Source organism: Pseudocolwellia sp. AS88 (assembly GCF_030551755.1).
Lineage (GTDB): Bacteria > Pseudomonadota > Gammaproteobacteria > Enterobacterales > Alteromonadaceae > Pseudocolwellia.
Window position 1 is genome coordinate 17,543 of the sequence record NZ_JAUPEC010000027.1, and the last position, 19,340, is coordinate 36,882.

Annotated in this window: 15 protein-coding genes; 8 read left to right on the forward strand and 7 right to left on the reverse strand. The window is 35.4% G+C overall.

Features of this window, described 5'->3' with window-relative positions; all coding sequences use genetic code 11:
- The first annotated feature begins 82 nt into the window (after positions 1 to 82).
- Positions 83 to 1,426: an MFS transporter gene (locus Q5N69_RS15740; RefSeq protein ID WP_304370041.1), complete on the forward strand. Its 1,344-nt coding sequence runs from the start codon at positions 83 to 85 to the stop codon at positions 1,424 to 1,426.
- A 75-nt stretch (positions 1,427 to 1,501) separates the two neighbouring features.
- On the opposite strand, the gene Q5N69_RS15745 is transcribed toward Q5N69_RS15740, so the two are convergent.
- Positions 1,502 to 3,061 (reverse strand): esterase-like activity of phytase family protein, encoded by a 1,560-nt coding sequence (locus tag Q5N69_RS15745; protein ID WP_304370042.1) that lies wholly within the window; start codon positions 3,059 to 3,061, stop codon positions 1,502 to 1,504.
- A gap of 153 nt (positions 3,062 to 3,214) precedes the next feature.
- Positions 3,215 to 3,490 (reverse strand): HU family DNA-binding protein, encoded by a 276-nt coding sequence (locus Q5N69_RS15750; RefSeq protein WP_304370043.1) that lies wholly within the window; start codon positions 3,488 to 3,490, stop codon positions 3,215 to 3,217.
- Positions 3,491 to 4,396: 906 nt separating this feature from the next.
- On the opposite strand from Q5N69_RS15750, the gene Q5N69_RS15755 reads away from it, so the two are divergent.
- Positions 4,397 to 6,157 (forward strand): potassium/proton antiporter, encoded by a 1,761-nt coding sequence (locus Q5N69_RS15755; RefSeq protein WP_304370044.1) that lies wholly within the window; start codon positions 4,397 to 4,399, stop codon positions 6,155 to 6,157.
- Between the two features lie 72 nt (positions 6,158 to 6,229).
- On the opposite strand, the gene Q5N69_RS15760 is transcribed toward Q5N69_RS15755, so the two are convergent.
- Complete coding sequence (locus Q5N69_RS15760) at positions 6,230 to 7,186, reverse strand: hypothetical protein (protein WP_304370045.1); 957 nt, start codon at positions 7,184 to 7,186, stop codon at positions 6,230 to 6,232.
- A 9-nt stretch (positions 7,187 to 7,195) separates the two neighbouring features.
- On the reverse strand, positions 7,196 to 7,630 hold the full coding sequence (locus Q5N69_RS15765) for a VOC family protein (RefSeq protein ID WP_304370046.1): 435 nt from the start codon (positions 7,628 to 7,630) through the stop codon (positions 7,196 to 7,198).
- 133 nt (positions 7,631 to 7,763) lie between these two features.
- Here Q5N69_RS15765 and Q5N69_RS15770 point away from each other — a divergent pair, with 133 nt between their 5' ends.
- Both Q5N69_RS15770 and Q5N69_RS15775 read left to right on the forward strand, forming a co-directional pair.
- Positions 7,764 to 8,297 (forward strand): TetR/AcrR family transcriptional regulator, encoded by a 534-nt coding sequence (locus Q5N69_RS15770; protein ID WP_304370047.1) that lies wholly within the window; start codon positions 7,764 to 7,766, stop codon positions 8,295 to 8,297.
- A gap of 213 nt (positions 8,298 to 8,510) precedes the next feature.
- On the forward strand, positions 8,511 to 9,572 hold the full coding sequence (locus Q5N69_RS15775) for an alpha/beta fold hydrolase (RefSeq protein WP_304370048.1): 1,062 nt from the start codon (positions 8,511 to 8,513) through the stop codon (positions 9,570 to 9,572).
- Between the two features lie 361 nt (positions 9,573 to 9,933).
- Here Q5N69_RS15775 and Q5N69_RS15780 read toward each other — a convergent pair whose 3' ends face one another.
- Positions 9,934 to 11,778: a M2 family metallopeptidase gene (locus tag Q5N69_RS15780; protein WP_304370049.1), complete on the reverse strand. Its 1,845-nt coding sequence runs from the start codon at positions 11,776 to 11,778 to the stop codon at positions 9,934 to 9,936.
- A 337-nt stretch (positions 11,779 to 12,115) separates the two neighbouring features.
- Between Q5N69_RS15780 and Q5N69_RS15785 the strand changes: the two genes are divergently transcribed.
- The 3 genes from Q5N69_RS15785 (at position 12,116) to Q5N69_RS15795 (ending at position 15,372) form a co-directional block, all read left to right on the forward strand.
- A complete protein-coding gene (locus tag Q5N69_RS15785) occupies positions 12,116 to 12,754 on the forward strand; it encodes a TetR/AcrR family transcriptional regulator (protein WP_304370050.1) in 639 nt (212 codons plus the stop codon).
- Positions 12,755 to 12,931: 177 nt separating this feature from the next.
- Positions 12,932 to 13,945: a beta-N-acetylhexosaminidase gene (nagZ, locus tag Q5N69_RS15790; protein WP_304370051.1), complete on the forward strand. Its 1,014-nt coding sequence runs from the start codon at positions 12,932 to 12,934 to the stop codon at positions 13,943 to 13,945.
- A 38-nt stretch (positions 13,946 to 13,983) separates the two neighbouring features.
- Entirely contained in the window at positions 13,984 to 15,372 is a 1,389-nt protein-coding gene (locus Q5N69_RS15795) for an SLC13 family permease (RefSeq protein WP_304370052.1), read from the forward strand.
- A 106-nt stretch (positions 15,373 to 15,478) separates the two neighbouring features.
- On the opposite strand, the gene dsbB is transcribed toward Q5N69_RS15795, so the two are convergent.
- Together dsbB and nhaB are read right to left on the reverse strand one after the other, a co-directional pair.
- Positions 15,479 to 15,997, reverse strand: coding sequence for a disulfide bond formation protein DsbB (gene dsbB, locus Q5N69_RS15800; protein WP_304370053.1), 519 nt, complete (start codon positions 15,995 to 15,997; stop codon positions 15,479 to 15,481).
- Between the two features lie 271 nt (positions 15,998 to 16,268).
- Complete coding sequence (gene nhaB, locus Q5N69_RS15805; RefSeq protein ID WP_304370054.1) at positions 16,269 to 17,861, reverse strand: sodium/proton antiporter NhaB; 1,593 nt, start codon at positions 17,859 to 17,861, stop codon at positions 16,269 to 16,271.
- A gap of 234 nt (positions 17,862 to 18,095) precedes the next feature.
- Here nhaB and fadR point away from each other — a divergent pair, with 234 nt between their 5' ends.
- The gene (fadR, locus tag Q5N69_RS15810; RefSeq protein ID WP_304370055.1) at positions 18,096 to 18,806 is read left to right on the forward strand and encodes a fatty acid metabolism transcriptional regulator FadR; all 711 of its coding nucleotides are present in this window, start codon (positions 18,096 to 18,098) and stop codon (positions 18,804 to 18,806) included.
- The last annotated feature ends 534 nt before the right edge of the window (positions 18,807 to 19,340 follow it).

The following is a 19,340-nucleotide window of genomic DNA, read 5'->3' on the forward strand; positions in this document are numbered from 1 at the left end:
ACAATTAATATTAATTCACACTAACAGAACCATAATTTTATAGACCTTCAAAAAACTATATTACAGCGTTCAATGAGAAATTATGTCTAGTAGACCTCCTAAACAATTAAATATCCTTATCTATATGTATTTGGGTTATGCCGCCATGATGATCTGTCGACAAATGATCACCATTCTTAGCCCAGCTATGCTGGCGGATGAGACTTTGGGCTTAACAAAAACAAACCTAGGTGATTTTACCGCATATGGAACTTTAGGTGCATTGGTGGGTAAACTTATTTGGGGACCTCTTGCCGATAAAATTGGTGGGCGTTTTACCTTTTTAGCCGGTGTGTTACTTACTGCTTTGTTTATTATTGCTTTTGGTTTTTCGCCTAATGTCATGGTGTTTTCTGTATTTTCCTTTTTACTTTACCTTACTAAATCTGCTGGCTGGCCTGGTATGACTAAGCTGGTAGGCGACTGGTACCACCCTCATCATTACGGAAGGGTATGGAGTATTTTATCAACCAGTTCGCGTTTTAGTGTAGTGCTTGCTACCTTATTCTTTGGTTGGTTATTAAGCTTTATGCATTGGCGAACAGTGGCAATAATCGCTGCCGTTTTTGCTTTAGTTATTTTTGTAGGCTGTTATATTTTCTTGAAAGAAAAACCGGAAAATCCTAACTTTTTTAAAGATAATGAAAGTGATAATACTGATATTAACGCTAGCCCTGAAGAAATTGAGTTAGCCTTAGCATCAAAACAAGCCCTTGATAATAAATACAATCATCCGCTGGAAGGTACTAGCATGATGGGCGGAATGCTCGCTTTTGCTAAAAGCCCAAGAGTTTGGTTAGTGGTGATCATGTTAATGATGCTAACCTGTATGATGGCATTTTTAGACTTTGTCGCCGTTTACTTAATGGAAAGCTACAAACTTACACCTTCACAAGCAGCAATGGCTTCTACTATCTTTCCAGTAGGCTCTTTAGGTGGCTTATTAGCTTCTATTGCGTTTTATGACAGATTCTCTAAAAAGGGTATTAGAACTGTTTTAACCATTGCCTTAACGATAAGTTTATTGAGCGTACTTACCTTGAAGTATTTATCTTGGTTTGCTTTTAGTAATGAAGTTAATTATTTAGTGGCGTTAACGGCTATTTTCTTATTCGCTTTTTCAATATCACCAGCTTATTACTTACCAATGTCTATATTCTCTATTGAATATGGCGGACCACATAGCGCGAAGTTAGTATGTTTTATTGATGCTTTTGGTTTTGCTGCGAGTGCAACGTTTGGTTTTGTTGGTGGTCGATTAGCTGATAGTGCAGGTGGCTGGTCTAGCTTTATGAATATGTTAATTTTGATTTCTGCCGTGGGTATTATCTCGGTATGGGGATTTATGCATTCAGAATATAAAGCGACTAAAGTAACCGAAGCTTAATTTATTATTTAAAAAGCCGTGATTCGTTTAAATCGAATCACGGCTTTATTGTTCTGAGTCTTTTAAACCATGAGGTTAGTTAGCTAAATCTAGATTCTCAATTATGTATAAACGGTTGCTATCAATAACCGTTTGTCCAGCGTCTAAGTATTTCTGTTCAAGTACGCCATCTGACGACCATGTGGCGAAGTCATCGTCATTGAGAACACCAATAGTTGTATCGTTTATCAACCAAAGACCTTCTAATTTGTCATGTGGATAACCATTTTCGGCCACTAAATCTACTAATAAGCTTTTATTTGTTACCTCAATGCCAGCATTGGTTAACGTTTCCCAGCCATTAGCTTCTAAGGTAACTTCTTCTAATGTTTTCCCGTCTATGAGTAAACCTAGTGAAGCATCTTGTGTAATATTCCCAGTAGCCGCTAGAGTTTCAATATTTGTAGCATTACTAATGTCGATTTTATATAAATGTTTCATCGCGTTTATATCTTCATTATAAAAGCTTCCATCACGTTCTATAACAACAAACTCGGTATTGCTTAAAGCGACAATACCCGATTGTGAGTTCTGAGTTTTTTCTTGTTTATAAAGGTACTGACCAATACTTCCATCGGTTAAATTTACGGTAACTATACGAACAATATCATTAACTTTTACAGCACTACTTGGATTATAAATAGTTGACTGCATTATACCTACGAGTGTTGATTCATCAGGTGTTACTGCTAAGCCTTCCATACCTCTGTTAGCACGACGATTTGCAAATTCCGCAGGTAATGTATAAGTATTACGAACATCGTCGGCAAATGCATTAATTCGTCCAATCTCTGTACCTTCAGCATTGAAATGAACTATGTGTGGACCGTATTCATCGCTTATCCAAAAGGTGCCATCTGATAAAGCAACTAAGCCTTCGCCATCTAATCCGTAATCATCTACTTTTATAGGATTTGTGGTTTCATCATAAGGTAAGCTCATATCTTCAACGATAACGTTTCCATCTGCGTCATAGGGTGTTTCACCTGTACCACCCAAGGCTGAGCTATTAGGTAAACCTGTAATCAATGTGCCGTCTGGACGTTTTAATAAGATATCTTTAATTTTCTTAACATCACCATTGTTTTGTAATTCAAATAAACCAATTCTTGGTGTGTAGTCTGGTGTTGGGAATTTTTTGCCAACGCCTTGGTCGCCAGTAAATGCAGCATTCGGACCTCGGTCAGTTAATGCATAAAAAAGTGTAGGATCTGTTGGATGTGCAACCATGTCTGAGCCAAAACCACCATTGCGAATTTCCATAAAACTACCCGGTAGCGCACCATTCTCTATGTCTGATCGTATTACACTATAAGGCAATTGAGAACCTGATGTGTCGATCGGATTTACATTACAATTAGTGCTTATGCTTGTTATTTCATTGTCAGCTAGTGAACCGTCACTATCAGTGTCTAGACCTGATGTTACTTTTAAGCCGCCAAAAAAACACTCATCGTTACCTAAAGCTAAGGTTTCATGATCGATTAAACTGTTCAACCCGCTAGCACCTTGAGTTCCATCAGAACCATCATCACAGGCCATTAGACTTAAACTTGCTATTAGCGTTACAGCTAAGGTTATTTTTTTATGTTTCACATTATTTCTCGTATTGATTGGTTTTGTAGTTATCGAGAAATGATAAGTGTAAATTATGACTGTTTTATGAAAAGAGGGTTGAGAGGGAATATGAAAATGAGCATAAAAAAGCCCAACTTATAGTTGGGCTTTTTCTAATAGAATTTGTGTTAATTAAGAATTAACAGCATCTTTTAATGCTTTACCAGCTTTAAATGCCGGTACTTTAGCAGCAGCAATTTGAATTTCTGCACCAGTTTGTGGGTTACGACCTGTACGTGCAGCACGATCGTTAACTTTATAAGTACCAAAACCGATTAATGTTACGTCACCGCCACTAGCTAATTCAGCTGTAACTGTTTCAATTAAGCTATCTAACGCACGTCCAGCAGAAGCTTTAGTGATATCTGCGCCTTCAGCAATTTTTGCTACTAATTCACTTTTGTTCATTATTATTTTCCATTAACTATGATTGTTATGAACATACTAAGAAATAACTGACGTTTGAGCAATAGCTAAAGTTACTTGTTTTCAATAATATGGCTAAAAAAACCTTTATCACTGTAAAAACGGGGCTTACAACCAATGATGAAATTAAAACCACACTCATGGTTGTGTGAAAATTGTGCGATGTTGATATGTTTTTATAACATTTGATGAGTTTGAAATGAATTTTAACTAGGAGGTGTTTTAATAAAATGGCACTAAAACACAATAAAAATTCAAAATACTTCTTAAAAAAAATAACAAAACAATAAAATTAAACGATTTTAACTGGCAATATTTGATTTTTCAGACTTTATCACTAGAAAGGTTATCAAAATATATTTTTTAAAAGGGAGTTAAGCTTTTTTAAATAAACTTAATTGTAAGATTTTATTTATAACTCGGCTTTTTTTATAGCTTTGAAAATAGTTAATTTATTTTATTTGTATTCAACGATTTCTACTTTCTTAAAAATACGACTCAATAGTCATGTCAGGTATTACTTGAAAGTGGGGCTTTATCTCCTGAATTAACTTGAACTAAGTCATTCAAAAAAATAACTTTGAAATTAAAGGTGTATTATATTTGCAAGTATTAAAATAAAAGAACTATTGATTTTATCATTTTTCAATTCTCACTTAAGTACGTATATTTTAAGAATAATGATATAATAAGGGAAAGTTTTATGTTGTTTTTTATATAGGGTATTACTTTGTTTCCTTCCTTTTAACTTTTTATTTTCCTCGTTTAAATACTAAACTTGTTTGAATGTGGTTAGTAATAAAATGAATATGCATTTCACATTCACCGTTCAAGTGAATATTTTAAATTAAAGCCTCGCTGCCTCGCAGCTTTTAATGAGATTGATAAATGTTTTTGATTGACCAAATAATATTGTTGTCTGCGGTTTTGATCTTGCTTGGGATTATTTCAAGCCAATTATCAGCCCGATTAGGATTACCTGTACTCGTACTTTTTTTAATAGTGGGAATGTTGGCAGGTGAAGACGGGCCTGGTGGGATTTTCTTTGATAATGCTGAAGCAGCTCATTCATTGGGAACCTTGGCATTAGCGTTAATTCTATTTGATGGCGGCTTACAAACGCCCTTTAAAGCTATTAAGCAAGTGTGGAAACCAGCCTCTACTTTGGCTACTTTAGGTGTATTAGTCACGGGTGGTGTTACTGGCGTAGCAGCTGCTTATATTTTAGATATTCCGCTGTTACAAGGTTTATTACTTGGCGCTATTGTTGGCTCTACTGATGCTGCCGCTGTATTTTCTTTGCTTCGAAATGCAGGCATCAATCTTAATTCAAAGCTAAAAGCTACCTTAGAAATAGAAAGTGCATCGAATGACCCAATGGCAATATTTTTAACTATTGGTTTGTTAGAAATTTTAGTAAACGATTTAAAGCCAGGCTCTGGCTTGCTTGTGATGTTTTTATCACAAATGGGGTTAGGGGCTCTTGTTGGTTTGGCTGTAGGTTGGATTTCGGTGAAGTTAATTAACAAAATTCAGCTGGTGGCTGCTGGTTTATATCCTGTATTAGTTTCAGCATGTGGGCTTTTATCTTTTGGTATAACTGCCAACATCGGTGGTAGTGGCTTTTTAGCTGTTTTTATTACAGGTGTCGTTATCGGCAATAGTCGATTTGTATTTCAGCGTAGCACCTTCTTATTTCATGATGGTTTAGCTTGGTTAAGTCAAATTACTATGTTCGTTGTATTAGGTTTATTAATAACCCCTACATCGTTATTTGATATTTGGTTTGAAGGGCTTCTTATTGCACTTGTATTAATTTTTATTGCTAGACCTATTGCTGTTGTTCCTGTTTTAGCTTTATTTGGTTTTAATATTAGAGAAATTACTTTGGTTTCGTGGGTTGGATTACGCGGCTCAGTACCTATTATTTTAGCTATATTTCCATTGATATTTGGTTTACCTGGCGCAGATCTTATATTTAATGTTGTGTTTTTCGTGGTGCTTATTTCCGCTACTTTACAAGGCTCAACCTTATCTTGGATGGCAAAGAAACTTAACTTAACGCTTCCTCCACCAGTAACTCCTGCCGCAACATTAGAAATAACCGCTTTAGGTGATGTTGACGCTGATATTGTTGAATATACTTTAGGTGATACATCTCGTTCAGTCGGGCGTCGTATATCCCAACTTGCTCTACCTGATGGTGCTGTGATGGCTATGATCACTCGTAATAATAAGGTTATTGCTCCACGAGGTTCTACTCTATTAGAAGCTGGCGATCAGCTGTTTATTGTATTAAAGCCTAATATCAGAGAGTTTATTGATTATGTTTTCTCGGGAGCCATAACTAAAGAAAGACATGAGTTATCAGTACAAGAGTTGAAAGTTAAAGGCAATAATACTGTTGCTGATATTGCGCATTCTTACAATATTGAAATCCCTACAAAGCCAGAAGAGACGCTCGAACAAGTCATAAAGTCTATGTTAGAAACATCGCCTAAAATAGGGGATGTTGTTGAGTTCGGTGATTTAAAGTTATATGTTCACGATATGGTTGGCGAGCGTATTATTACGGTTGGGATTTTAGAAAAAGTAAGTTTAATTAAAAGATCTTGGCGCATCAGAATGTTGGCTAAAATCAAAAAATAGCATTAAGATTTTTGAGGTAAATATTCTAAAGTAATTCTTTTAGAGGTAATTCTTTTAAAGGTAATTCTTAAGTTATCTCTTTTTGTCATTGTAATCAAAGACCTGACGATAAGCTAAAGCATGGGTAATGTGTTTTATTTCTATAGGTGTAAAACACAAAGTGCGTTTAGCTTTAGTTACTGCGGTATTTTCTGGGTGGGTAAGTGTCTTATTTTGTGTATGGTCTTCACCCCATAATATTTTGCTTGATACGGTAATTTGCATCGCATCACCCGTATGCCAATCCAAAAACAAGAGATTAGCTATTGGATTTTTATATAAATTTCCCATTGTATTAAAAAAGCCATTGCCAAAATAATCCTCTACGAGTAATTGTCCCGTTTCATTAATCTTCACAAAACCAACATCACCGCCACGGTGTGACATGTCTACACCTCGGTTATTTAATTGCTGACCATCATCAAAGCTACTGGCAATAAAAAATACATCAGTATTTGTTATTACTTTTTTATCGCTTTTACTGAGGAGTTGGCGTGTTTCAGCGATAAAATTAGCGTAATGAGCGTTTGGAGTTAAGGTTTTCGGTTGAATATATTTAGGGCAGTTTCCATAACTTTGTAACACCTTTAATCTGATGTTTTTTTGATTGATTTCAGTAATAACTCCATTGATACGATTACGTCTTTTTGTATTAAATTCAATACCGACTAAGCCAATACGGTCGCCTATTTTTAAATCAGAGTTGATATCGTTACTTATAGAATATTGTGTATTAATGATTAACTCATTTTCCGTAGGTGACTGAATAAAGCCTACAGAACCAAATAGAACACTAGCCATAATGTCGGAACTATAATCGTTATAGCCAATAAAAATCATCGACAACGACTGAAAAAAATCACGGTGTTGCTCAGGCATAAATTCACGAATAAACTTATTACCTATTTCAGCCATTCTTAGATCAGTGCCTGCTAGTTTTTGAACCGCCAGTTCACCTTCATGCCAAACGGCTAACTGCTCATTATTCATTAAATTGTCCTACGCTGTAATTAGTTCAAGTCTGATGCCACCAGGAATAATACACATCATATGATGAATAGGGAGTTCGTCTAATTGTTCTGGTGCAAATTCAATATCGATATTATCAGCTAAAGCAAATTGTTGATGTATTGCTTCTAACTTTTCTAAGTTGGCAACTTTAAGAGCAAAATGATGTAAACCTACGTTATTTTTACGATCAAATGTAGTCATGGTATTTGAATCGCTGATTTGCCAAAGAGTTAGCATTACTGTGCCATCTGAAACAAATAGAGCTGGATATTCTGGTTTTTCACCAACGATATTGAAATTGAGTTGATCGATAAAAAACGCAGCCGTTTGTTTTATATCAGGCACACTAAGGCCAAGATGATGAATACCTAAAGTACTAATAGTATTGTTATTAGTTGCTGAGTCTGTTGCTGTAGTACACATAATAATTGACCTTAATCTACATTAAATGAGGGGTGAACAAATCTGTCTACCCATTATGGGTGGACAGAACTGTTTACGTCAAGCTAAATGTTGTTATAATTTAGAACAAGTAGTGAAAATTAAGATATGAAATATGCAACCAAGAAAACAACACTTGATTGATACAGCGTTGGAGTTATTCAATCAACATGGTTATCACGCAACAGGCATTGATCTGATTTTAGCGCAATCTAAAGTATCAAAAGCAACGCTATACAAGCATTTTCGCAGTAAAGAAGAGTTGATTTTAGCTGCGCTGCAACAGCGTCATGAACAAGTATTTACAGCAATACAAAATAAAATAGAGCAAGCCAATGAAGCAGAGGATTCTGGTATTTTAGCTATATTCGATAATTTAGATGAATGGATTAATAGCGAAACTTTTTGGGGCTGTAATTTTATTAATGTGAGCGGCGAATATGCCGATGCTTGCCATCCGATCAACATATTCTCAGCACAACATAAACAGTCGATTGTTGAATTGATCAAAACACAATTAAAAGATAAAAATGAAGATAAAGCAGAGCAAATTGCGCTGTTGCTAGAAGGCGCTATTGTAATGGCCCATACGCGTGGGTTAAAAAAATCAGCACTTATAGCAAAAGAGATGGCCAAACATTTTATTTAATAGTTATTTATTGAATAAAGCCAAATAAAAGTTATTCATAAATAATGGAGAATATAAATTTTTTGAATGAAAAACCCAAATGAAAGGTCTTTATCAATTAAGCCTACATTCATTTCAGATTTTTAACTAAAGCAGGAACGTGTAGAGGAGTGATGTAAATCGTACTTTTACTCAGCTTTATAACTGGTTTAGTTAAAAACTAAGAAGGTATTCATGAAATTATTTAATCATCCATTTTGTTATTCTTCAGAGAATAAATTTTGTATTAAATCTCTTGCATTTAAAACGATATTTACCGTTTTAATATTGTTACTTGTTTTAATATTAACGGATAAAGCCAGTGCTGAAAGTTCTCGCTCTATAGACAACACTGATACGAATGTTAGTGCTGTATGGCCCTCAAAAACTTCTTATCGTTATGCCACGGTAGAAGGAAAACGTATTTTTTATCGTGAAGCAGGCGAGCAACATAAGCAAACCATTGTGTTATTGCATGGTTACCCTTCGTCTTCACATACCTACCGTGAGCTGATCCCGTTGTTGTCAGGCCGTTATCATGTTATTGCATCTGATTATTTAGGTTCTGGTTATAGTGATCGTCCCGATCCATCTCAGCATAAATATACCTTTGACGTTTTAGCTCAGCACGTAGAAGGTTTGCTTAATATCCTTAATGTTGAGAAATATAGTTTATACATACAAGATTTTGGTGCGCCAGTTGGTTTTAGAATGTTGTTAAACAATCCAGATAAATTAGAAGCGTTAATTGTACAAAATGGTAATGCTTATTTAGAAGGCTTAACGCTTCCAAGACAAGCTTTTTTCAAAAAAGCGAATCAAGACAAATCACTAGAACAAACAGATAAAATTTATTCGTTTACCTCAGAATCAGCAATTATTAATAAACAGTATTTGAGAGATGTGCCTGAGAATATTGAAACCATGAACCCTGATAGTTGGATTCATGACTTGCATTTTTTACAAACGGAAAAAGATAGAAACATTCAAGTTCAGTTACTGCAAGACTATTATAATAACTTACTTGATTACCCTAAATGGCAAGCTTATTTAAGGAAGTATCAACCACCTACGTTAATTGTTTGGGGTAAAAAAGATCCTGCTTTTATTGCTGCTGGCGCTAAGGCTTATTTAAAAGATGTACCTAAGGCTGAATTACATTTATTAGATTCAGGTCATTTTAGTGTTGAAGAAAAGTCAGTTGAAATTGCTCAGTATATTGTTCAATTTATGAATAAAACGTTTACTATAAAATAAGCTTTTTTGATAAGTGTAAATTTTCATCATGATTGTTTCATTCATCATTTATAGGTCATAAAAAAGAGCTAATCATTGACTGATTAGCTCTTTTTACATTCTTATAAGACTAACTAACCTCAGCTCAGGATAAGCAAAGTTACTCAATAAGCTATTTTTAAGCCTAACATCGTTGTATTCGTTACCAATAGCCAGCTATTGGGTAAACAAATCCGCCTTGCTAGGCATAAAACTATCAATATTGAGTCATCATATTACTTGTAAAGTACTCTGATGTTTCTTTAATCTATTGATAAATAATTCTTTTTATTGAATGTTATGACATTCATTATCCCGAGTTGAGGTTAATTACTATATCGACTTAAAATCCACATTGCTTACCTTGGTTTTTCTCTTTTAACCAAGTTTGTAATGGTGAAAAATAATCTAAAACAGCAGTAGCATCCATTTCTTCTTTACCTGTAAGAACTTTGTAAGCTTCTTGCCAAGGTTGGCTTGCACCCATTTCTAATACAGTGTTTAACGCGGTACCCGCTTCTTTACTGTTGTAGATTGAACAACGATGAATTGGATCTGTATTACCTGATATTTCACAAAGGGCTTTATGAAATTCAAACTGCTGAACATGAGCTAAGAAGTAACGAGAATAAGGTGTTCCGCCAGGTATATGGTATTTTGCTCCTGGATCAAAAGCATTTTCATCACGGTCAACAGGTGCGGCAATACCTTGGTATTGTTCACGTAACTCCCACCAAGCACTGTTGTAGTTTTCTGGTGTTATTTCGCCTGAATAAACTCCCCAGCGCCATTTATCAACAAGCAAACCAAATGGAATAAAGGCAACTTTATCAAGCGCCATTTTAAGTAATAAACCTATGTCTTTCGACTCATCAGGAATAGTATCAATTAAGCCTATTTTCTTTAAGTATTTAGGCGTAACGGAAAGGGCAATCGTATCGCCAATTGCTTCGTGGAAGCCATCATTTGCACTGCCGCGATAAAGCTTAGGTTGATCTTTATAAGCACGCTGGTAAAAGTTATGACCTAACTCATGATGTATTACACCAAACTCTTCACCTGTTTTTTGAATACACATTTTGATGCGAATATCGTCTTTATCGTCAAGATCCCAAGCTGAGGCATGACAAATAACATCTCGATCTTCTGGTTTAGTAAATAAAGAACGAGTCCAAAAAGTTTCAGGTAAAGCATCAAAACCTAACGAAGTGAAGAACTGCTCAGCGCCTTTCACCATTTTTATTTCGTCGTAGTTATTTTTTTCTAATTGCGCTGTTAAATCATAGCCTGGATCAGCATCTTCAGGAGCAACTAAATCATAAATATTCCCCCAAGATTGAGCCCACATATTACCTAATAGATGTGCCGGGATAGGTTTGTCTTGAGGAACTTTATCAACGCCATATTCTTCACCTAATTCGGTGCGAACATAACAATGTAGGTCATCATATAATGGTTTTATTTGTCCCCATAAACGATCAAGTTCTTTCGCAAAGTCATCAGCAGGCATGTCGTATTTTGAACGCCACATAACGCCTAAATCTTTATAGCCTAAGCCTTGAGCACCTTCGTTACCTAGTGCTGATTGTTCAACATATAAAGGCTTCATATCAGGGCTGATTTCTCGCCATCCTTCCCACATTTCTAATAATTCATCGTAGTTACGTGAGTTAGCCATAATGCTAGATAGTTCGCCTAAACTTAATTCTTTACCTGATTTATCAGTGTAAGTGCCTTTACCGTACATACCATTTAATGCTGATGTTACTCGTGCAAGTTCTGCAGACTTTTCAGGATCTTGCGGTGCAGGCATAACCAAGCTTAGTTTTAACATATCTAGCTTACGTCTTTGATCGGCAGTAACTTCTACATTGTCGTAGTTCGCAGCTTCCATCGCATATTTAACGCCAACTTCTGTGATCTTTTGATTAGTTCTAGCTGATAATGCTTCGGTATCTTCAGTGATGAAATTGCTATAAACCCACTCGACTTGACTACCTTCTAAGCTAAGTTGCTCAAATTCTTTTTCAGCTTTCGTTAAAAATACTTCGGCATCTTGTGAGGTTAACTCTTGCTGTTTACTTTGCTGTGCAACAGGTGTTGTTTGCTCAGAAGATTCTTGCCCACAACCATATAATAATGTGCTAATAACGAGTGCTAGGGAGGATAAGGTAAATGATTTTTTCATCGGATAATTCACTGTCTTTTGAATGATGTTATTGAACTAGTAAAGTATACTTTTAAGCAGATAAAAACAATGTTTTAGCTGTTTTAACAGCGTTAAATTATTCATCCATAAATCTTATTTATTGTTTTAAAAAATCAGCTTGTACAAAATTATTCTGATTTCCATAAGGGTAAGTGAAGGGAATCATTTTTTTGCTGAGTTTTAACATGGCTTTGTGCCTCTGAAATATTGACCTATGGCGGCGTATACGTTATTTTAAACAAACGTTTTAAATGCATTTCTTTTAAAATAATACTATTTAATCCTATTTCATTTTCAAGATAAGTTTGATCATACTATGAGTACAAAAAGTAAAATTTTAGATGCAGCAGAACATTTATTTGCCATACATGGCTTTAATGGTACTTCGTTAAGAGAAATAACAAGCCAAGCTGAAGTTAATTTAGCTGCGGTAAATTATCATTTTGGCTCTAAAAAAGAGTTAATCAAGGCGGTAATGTCGCGTTACATGAACGAGTTATCTCCGCGTTTAGAAGCGGCTTTACAAGAAATTTGTGAGGCTGAAACAAAGCCAACATTAACGGAAGTGTTTTCTGCTTTTGTTGAGCCTTTATTATCGTTAAATGAATATAAAGAGAATGGTACAAGTCATTTTTTACAACTTCTAGGGCGCAGTTATACTGATAGCCAAGGTTTTTTACGTTGGTTTTTAACAAGTCACTATTCAGGTGTTATTAGTAATTTTGTGAAAGCTGTTTATAAAGCCTACCCAGAATTAACAGCCGAAGAGGTTTTTTGGCGTTTACATTTTACTATGGGGACTTTGGTATTTACTATGTCTTCAAGTAATGCATTACTTGATATCGCTAAAAATGACTTTGATAATAATATTGATATTTCGGGGATTATCCACAAAGTTATTCCGTATATTGCTGCAGGTGTTGCTGCGCCGATCATGCCTTTAAATAAAGAATAAAGAATAAAGAATAAAGAATAAATAGAAGAGTTTACTTAAGCTTAACTCTTCACGTTTTGTATTCTTTAACTAAAGCCTTCTTTTGCTTTTTAGATAAACACATTCAGTTATATCCTTTCCTTTTTAATCATTTATAATTAACCTCAATCACAAAATTACAGATAAATAATGGTTTTTATGGGTCCTATAATGTTAGATGTGCTTGGCACATCGTTAACCGCAGAAGATAAAGAATTATTAGAACATCCATTAGTGGGTGGCCTTATTTTATTTACCCGAAACTTTGAGTCGGTTGAACAATTATCGGATTTAAATCTTCAAATACGTAAAGCCGCAGGTAAAGATATTCTTATTGCTGTTGATCACGAAGGTGGCAGAGTACAACGATTCCGCGATGGTTTTAGTCTTATTCCTGCTATGGGCTCTTTGCTTACAAAAACACAACACGACTTTAATATCGCTAAAGAACTCGCCCAGCATTGTGGTTATGTGATGGCGACTGAAGTTCAAGCCTGTAATATTGATATCAGTTTTGCTCCCGTTTTAGATGTGAATGGTATCAGTGAAGTGATTGGCGATAGATCTTTTGATTCGCAACCTGAACCGATTATCCATCTAGCTAATGCTTTTATTGATGGCATGCATTTAGCTGGTATGAAAGCGACAGGTAAGCATTTTCCGGGACACGGAAGTGTACAAGCTGATTCTCATATTGCACTGCCTATTGATCCTCGTGAAAAATCAGAAATTGAATCTTTTGATATTTTACCTTTTAAACACTTAATTAAAGCCAATAAAATTGATGCTTTAATGCCTGCACATATTATATTTCCAGAGATTGATAATGAATCAGTCGGATTTTCATCTTATTGGTTACAAGACATATTACGCAAACAACTTGGTTTTGAAGGCGTTATTTTTAGTGACGACTTATCAATGGAAGGTGCTTCTTGTGTAGGCGGTTATGTGGAGCGCGCTGAAGCAGCACAACAGGCCGGTTGCGATATGTTGTTACTTTGTAATAACAGAGAGGGTTGTATTAGTGTTATTGATAAAGCCAATATTGAAATTAATAAAGCTAGTAATCAACGCATTGAGCGCCTACTTAAAAATACAAACACAAAATTTAGCCAACTTCAGCAAGATATAAAGTGGCAAGAGTCACGTCAGTTTATTGAAAAATACAGCTAAGCTATAAATAACTCTCATAATAAATTTAGGTACTTTTTATGTTGTCTAAACGATCTTTTCTCTGGTTAGCGCCGCTTTTAAGTTTCTGTTTTTATTATGTGCTTACCTTTTCTGGGTTAGCTCATATTCCTGCTATCGCGGCAGCAATAACCTTACTTACCGTTATATGGTGGGTAACCGAAGCTATACCTATTCCTGCAACCTCACTTGTTCCCTTTGCCTTATTTCCAATATTTGGCGTAATTGATCACAAAGATGCTGCTGAATCCTTAGGTAGTCACGTTATTTTGCTTTTGATGGGCGCATTTATGCTGTCTAAAGCAATTGAAAAAAGTGGTGCCCATGAACGTTTAGCTATGTATATGCTGAAGCTAGTAGGGGTTTCGAGCGGCAAACGTTTAGTTTTTGGCTTTATGTTCGCTACTGCATTTTTGAGCATGTGGATATCAAACACAGCAACCACCTTGATCATGTTACCTATGGCTTTAGCTATTCTTAAACATGTTGATAACGCTACATTAAAAGTAGCCTTAATATTGGGGATTGCTTATTCAGCAAGTGTTGGAGGTATAGGAACGCCTATTGGAACACCACCCAATGTTATTTTTATGGGGATATATGAAGAGCAAACAGGACTAGAGTTTAGCTTTTTTTCTTGGATGAAAATAGGCGTACCTGTTGTTCTAGTATCTATCCCAATTATTGGCTTATGGTTAACTCGAAATGTAAAATTAGAAAGTAATATTTCGTTACCTGAAATAGGTGAGTGGCGTATCGAGGAAAAAAGAACGTTAATCGTATTTGGTATAACAGCGCTTTTATGGATAACGCGTTTAGAGCCCTTCGGAGGCTGGAGCGTATGGTTAAATATCACAACCATAGGAGATAGCAGTATAGCTTTATGTGCTGTGGTTGTTATGTTTTTAATTCCTAATGGTAAAGAAAGCGATGGTGAGAAAGAGCATTTATTAGATTGGAACACTGCCGTTAGTATTCCTTGGGGGATGTTACTTTTATTTGCTGGTGGTATTGCTCTGGCTAAAGGTTTTTCAGCTTCAGGACTTAGTCAAATTATGAGTGACTGGTTGACATCTTTTGCTGCTTTACCGCCTATTTTAATGATATTAAGCATATGTTTGGTGGTTACCTATTTAACTGAAATCACCAGTAACACTGCAACGGCAACTTTGCTAATGCCTATTTTGGCTATAACCGCTATTTCATCAGGATTAAATCCTGAGGTATTAATGATACCTGCGGCTATTTGTGCGAGTTGTGCATTTATGTTGCCTGTAGCAACAGCGCCTAATGCTATTGCTTACGGTACAGGTGAGATAACCATAGGCGATATGGTAAAAGAGGGCGCAGTATTGAGCTTTGTTGTTTCTTGTGTCGCTGGTGTGATTTGTTATTTCATGCTGATGTAGGCTGTTATAAAGGCAAGCTAGAGACTAAAGAGATAAACAGTTAAAAAGATGAATAAACCGAATAAGGTTATTCATCTTTTTTATTTAGGTCACTACGATTTACAGATTAGATTGTTTTATCTTTGATTAAACGTATGGTTAATAAGAACGCCAAAATCGCGCTATAAACAGCAAATACAGCAATCATTACTTGCGGCATACTAAAGCCTACAAACTGCCAGTTAATATCACCACAATCACCATTAGCTTCAAACAACGATGGTAACCATTCGTGCAAAGGTGCCCATTGTGGAAAGTTAGGTACAATTTCACATACATACATAAATGAAAGAGTCGATGTTTGCATATCAACATGTTCAATGGCTATTAACATTCCCCATATAGAACTCGTACCCCAAAGAATATAGGCTAATAAGCGCGTTATAAGCAAACTCTTACCTAGATAACCCACTACAGCAGCAAAGAATACTCCCCAAAGCGCAGTACGTTGATAAATACACATAATGCACGGATTCAATCCCATAGCATATTGAAAATACAATGCGACTATTTCTAATCCTAGAGCACTTAATGCTAATACTAACCAAGCGCGAGAGTTAGTCGCTAAATCACTTATAAACTTCACGGAATAACCTTCTTAATTTTTCAAAACGTTAGGGTTTATTGAACTATCGATATTACTTTTCAGCAATATGTTTGGTACTCATAAACGGCAAAGTGTGTTGTCTATGATGAGTTACTTAAACAAACGATAATGCTATCTAAGTTTCAAACAAATGATGCTTTTTAGGTTTATTTGAAACTTAATACTGAAACATCAGTAAACCCTATCTTATATAAATAAAAAGCGCCATAAAAGGCGCTTTAAATAGTGTAAAACTATATTTTAATACAACTTAGTGAGCTTCAGGTGCCGCGCCATGAGATGTAGACTCTGAATGATGAGTGATAATACCAGACTCATACATATCAGCTGTGCTACTTGCTAAGTGACCTGACGATATAGCAACCAAACCTACAATTGTTAAAACGATAGTATATGGTAAAGCCATAATAACCATTCTACCGTAAGACAAACGAACTAACGGAGCAATTGCAGAAGTTAGTAAGAACAAGAACGCAGCTTGACCATTAGGTGTTGCAACACTTGGTAAGTTTGTACCTGTGTTAATTGCTACTGCTAATAAGTCGAATTGGTCGCGAGTTATTTGCCCAGCCATTAATGCTTTTTGTATTTCGGTAATGTAAACAGTACCAACAAACACATTATCACTAACCATTGAAAGTAAACCATTAGCTAGATAGAACATCACTAATTGCATGTTACCTTCGTAAGTAAGTACCCAAGTGATTACCGGTGTAAATAATTGTTGATCAATGATTACCGCTACCACAGCAAAGAATACGGCAAGTAATGCAGTAAAAGGTAAAGCTTCTTCAAAAGCATGACCAATTTGATGCTCTTCAGTAATACCTGTAAATGTTGTCGCTAAGATAATAACAGTCAGACCAATTAAACCAACTGGCGCTAAATGAAGTGCTAATCCAATAATTAACCAAACAGCAATTACACCTTGCATAACAAGTTTAATGTTGTCACTTTTTGTACGTTTAGCTGTTTCTGCAACATCGTAATCATTAAGGATCTTACGAACGTTAGTTGGTAATACAACACCGTAACCAAAGAATTTAAATTTCTCTAAAGCCACACAAGTTAACATACCAGCAATAAATACAGGGATAGTAACGGGAGACATACGAATCGCAAACTCTACAAATTCCCAACCTGCTTGTTGGCCAATAATTAAGTTTTGTGGTTCACCAACAATAGTACATACACCACCTAAAGCAGTACCAACACCCGCATGCATTAACAAGTTACGTAAATAGCCACGAAATTGCTCTAAGTCAGTTCGGCTAAGATCTGGTAATTGGTTGTCTTCATTATGGTCGTGTGATTGATGTGAGTCTTTACCTGAAGCTACTTTGTGGTAAACAGAGTAGAAACCAATTGCAACACTGATGATAACCGCGATAACGGTAAGTGCGTCTAGGAATGCTGATAAAAAAGCACCTGAAAAGCAAAATAAGAAAGATACCATGACTTTAGAGGTGACTTTAGTGACTATTTTTGTGAATAAAAATAGCAGTAAGTTCTTCATAAAGTAGATACCTGCAACCATAAATATTAGAAGTAAAATCACTTCAAAATTTACAATCATTTCATGCATAACTTGGTTGGGAGATGTCATCCCTATAGCTACAGCTTCAATAGCTAACAAACCACCTGGTTGCAGTGGGTAACATTTTAATGCCATAGCGAGTGTAAAAATAAACTCGATAACTAATGCCCAGCCTGCGGTATATGGGTCTACAAGAAAAAATAATATAGGGTTTATAACTAGAAAAGAAACAATTGCGAGTTTATACCACTCTGGAGAGTTTCCTAGAAAGTTTTTATAAAATGCAGCCATAGACGATTGTTGCATAGTGGACCTTTTTGAAGTTAAGTTGAATTAAGTTTACAGATTCTTAATTTTATTATTATTAATACGTACATTAATATCGTACATTATTGATAAAAACACCAATAGTTATATTAGTTTAAGCGCTAAACTATCGCTTGTAAATAATCATTACAGCTGATTATAGCGGCTTGTACCAATTAGATGTTCTGGTACAATCACTATTATAAATAATAAAAATCAAGTCATTGGATACTTATGGTTATTAAAGCACACAGTCCGGCAGGATTTGCAGAACAATATATTGTTGAATCTATATGGAATGGTGGTTTTCCTCCAGGTTCTATTTTACCGGCAGAACGTGAGTTATCTGAACTTATTGGTGTTACTCGTACTACGCTTCGTGAAGTTTTACAGCGTTTAGCAAGGGATGGTTGGTTAACCATTCAACATGGTAAACCGACTAAAGTAAATAATTTCTGGGAAACCTCTAGTTTAAATATATTAGAAACTTTAGCCCAATTAGACCAAGAAGGTATCCCCGACTTAGTTGATAACCTGTTATCCGCTCGTACCAATATAAGCGCTATTTATACTCGTGGTGCTTTAAAAAACAATCCAGAAGAAGTTATTAGCATTTTGAGCGAATATAAAAATATTGCTGATGACGGTGATGCTTTTGCTGAATTTGATTATAAAATTCATAAAGCACTTGTGGTTGCCTCAGGAAACTCAATCTACTTATTAATCTTAAATGGCTTTAGTGGCCTGTATTCGCGTTTAGGTGGTTTGTATTTTTCTCATCCGAAAGGGCGTGAAATTTCAAGGAACTATTACGATGCTTTAATAGAACTGGCCAATACAGGTAAGTTTGACGAAGCTGTTTTTGTAACACGAGACTATGGTATAGAATCAGGTAGACTTTGGTTAGAACTTAAAGAGCAGATGCTTAAAGAGTTAGCTAAGTAACCTGAGTTAGTGATAACAACTTGTATGCTAATAGCGGTTTCCCTTATTAACTAAAAGCATCAAGCTAGAATCAATAAAGTAATTAAGCATTTTCAAAAGGTAGCTAATATAGCTGCCTTTTTTCGTTTTAACAGACCTTATCTCATAGTATTCAGTAGAGGGATGTTTGATAGATAAATATAAATTATTTTTCTAAGAGGAAGGGCATTGAGAACTAGAACAAAAAAAATAGGCTTAGACATATAGTCTAAACCTACTTTTGTTGTTAGGGTCTGTTGATCTTTCAGGGTTAAATTTTATTCAATTTAAAACGGATTTAATCGCGATGTGAGTTTTGTCTAATAGTTATTCTATTAAAAAAGCGAACAACAATGAGTAAATTCGCTTTAAATGAACCCAAAGGGCAGCATGTGTTTGAAATTCCTAACTTTGGATAGTCAGGGCGTTATCGTCTGTTCGAGTAGCCAGCTACACGTCACAGACTCCGCCTTGTCTAAATATCAAACACCTTGCTGTAAAAATAATCTCGAAAGA

Excerpts from the sequence above, each read along its gene's own strand:
- Q5N69_RS15740 (WP_304370041.1), top strand. The coding sequence starts at position 83 with ATGTCTAGTAGACCTCCTAAACAATTAAATATCCTTATCTATATGTAT.
- Q5N69_RS15750 (WP_304370043.1), bottom strand. The coding sequence starts at position 3,490 with ATGAACAAAAGTGAATTAGTAGCAAAAATTGCTGAAGGCGCAGATATC.
- Q5N69_RS15755 (WP_304370044.1), top strand. The coding sequence starts at position 4,397 with ATGTTTTTGATTGACCAAATAATATTGTTGTCTGCGGTTTTGATCTTG.
- Q5N69_RS15760 (WP_304370045.1), bottom strand. The coding sequence starts at position 7,186 with ATGAATAATGAGCAGTTAGCCGTTTGGCATGAAGGTGAACTGGCGGTT.
- Q5N69_RS15765 (WP_304370046.1), bottom strand. The coding sequence starts at position 7,630 with ATGTGTACTACAGCAACAGACTCAGCAACTAATAACAATACTATTAGT.
- Q5N69_RS15770 (WP_304370047.1), top strand. The coding sequence starts at position 7,764 with ATGCAACCAAGAAAACAACACTTGATTGATACAGCGTTGGAGTTATTC.
- Q5N69_RS15775 (WP_304370048.1), top strand. The coding sequence starts at position 8,511 with ATGAAATTATTTAATCATCCATTTTGTTATTCTTCAGAGAATAAATTT.
- Q5N69_RS15780 (WP_304370049.1), bottom strand. The coding sequence starts at position 11,778 with ATGAAAAAATCATTTACCTTATCCTCCCTAGCACTCGTTATTAGCACA.
- Q5N69_RS15785 (WP_304370050.1), top strand. The coding sequence starts at position 12,116 with ATGAGTACAAAAAGTAAAATTTTAGATGCAGCAGAACATTTATTTGCC.
- nagZ (WP_304370051.1), top strand. The coding sequence starts at position 12,932 with ATGGGTCCTATAATGTTAGATGTGCTTGGCACATCGTTAACCGCAGAA.
- Q5N69_RS15795 (WP_304370052.1), top strand. The coding sequence starts at position 13,984 with ATGTTGTCTAAACGATCTTTTCTCTGGTTAGCGCCGCTTTTAAGTTTC.
- nhaB (WP_304370054.1), bottom strand. The coding sequence starts at position 17,861 with ATGCAACAATCGTCTATGGCTGCATTTTATAAAAACTTTCTAGGAAAC.
- fadR (WP_304370055.1), top strand. The coding sequence starts at position 18,096 with ATGGTTATTAAAGCACACAGTCCGGCAGGATTTGCAGAACAATATATT.